Origin of the sequence: Rugamonas fusca (assembly GCF_014042365.1) — a bacterium.
GTDB lineage: Bacteria > Pseudomonadota > Gammaproteobacteria > Burkholderiales > Burkholderiaceae_D > Rugamonas > Rugamonas fusca.
In genome coordinates this window covers 1-1,176 of record NZ_JACEZS010000059.1, presented here as the reverse complement: position 1 = coordinate 1,176, position 1,176 = coordinate 1, and the positions used below count along the sequence as shown (strand labels likewise).

General features: G+C 65.9%; 1 protein-coding gene. It reads left to right on the top strand.

All coding sequences use genetic code 11. From position 1 onward, the window contains the following. Nucleotides 1–1,176, top strand: a 1,176-nt coding sequence (locus H3H36_RS26290; protein ID WP_182220983.1) for a TonB-dependent receptor plug domain-containing protein, incomplete at both ends; no start/stop codon positions are given.

The following is a 1,176-nucleotide window of genomic DNA, read 5'->3' as shown; positions in this document are numbered from 1 at the left end:
GTCCCGTTCATCAACGGCAAGATCGACGACCAGTACGCCACCATCGGCCACCGCGGCCAGATCGGCGAATGGAACGCCGACTTCTCGCAGACCTACGGCTACAACAAGATGATGTACGACATCAGCCACACGCTGAACGCGTCCATCGCCAACGCCGACCTGCTGGCCGGCGGCAAGGGCATCAGCCCCGACAACTTCAAGGCCGGCGGCTTCTCGTTCCAGCAGCTGACCACCAACGTCGACTTCACGCGCTTCTACGACACCGTCATGAGCGGCCTGAACGTGGCCTTCGGCGCCGAGTACCGCAGCGAGACCTACAAGATCTTCGCCGGCGAACCCGGTTCCTACAGCGACGCCGACGGCGTGGGCTTTGGCGGCAACGCCGGCAGCCAGGGCTTCCCCGGCTTCCGCCCCAGCGACCAGACCAACGCCAAGCGCCACAGCTCGGCCGGCTACGTGGACCTGGAACTGGACCTGAACCCCATCGTCAAGACCCAGGCCGCCGTGCGTTATGAGAACTACAGCGACTTCGGCTCCACCGTCACCGGCAAGCTGGCCGGCAGCGTGCGCGCGGCCGACAACGTGCTGCTGCGCGGTTCGGCCTCGACCGGCTTCCGCGCCCCGTCGCTGCAGCAGAAGTACTTCTCGTCCACCTTCACCGACTTCGTGGCCGGCGTGCCGACCGACGTGGTGCTGGCGCCCAACGGCGGCCCCGTGGCCAACCTGGCCGGCATCCCCAAGCTGAAGGAAGAAAAGTCGACCAGCTTCACGCTGGGCACCACCTGGACGCCGTCCAACAACGCCTCCGTGACGGCCGACCTGTACCAGATCAAGATCAAGGACCGCATCGTGCTGTCGGGCCGCTTCGACTCGACCAACTACCCCGACCTGGCCGCCAAGCTGGCCACGCTGGGCGTGGGCCAGGCCCAGTTCTTCGTCAACTCGGTCGACACCAAGACCACCGGCCTGGACCTGACGGCCTCGCACAAGACCAGCTTCGGCCCCAACAAGCTGACCACCTACCTGGCGGCCAACTTCAGCAAGACCGAAGTGACGGGCATCCACGCCCCCGCCTCGCTCAAGGGTTATGAGGACGTGCTGCTGTCCGAGCGCGAGCGCCTGTTCATCGAACAGGGCGGCCCGCGCTCCAAGTTCACGCTGGGCTTCGACTACGTG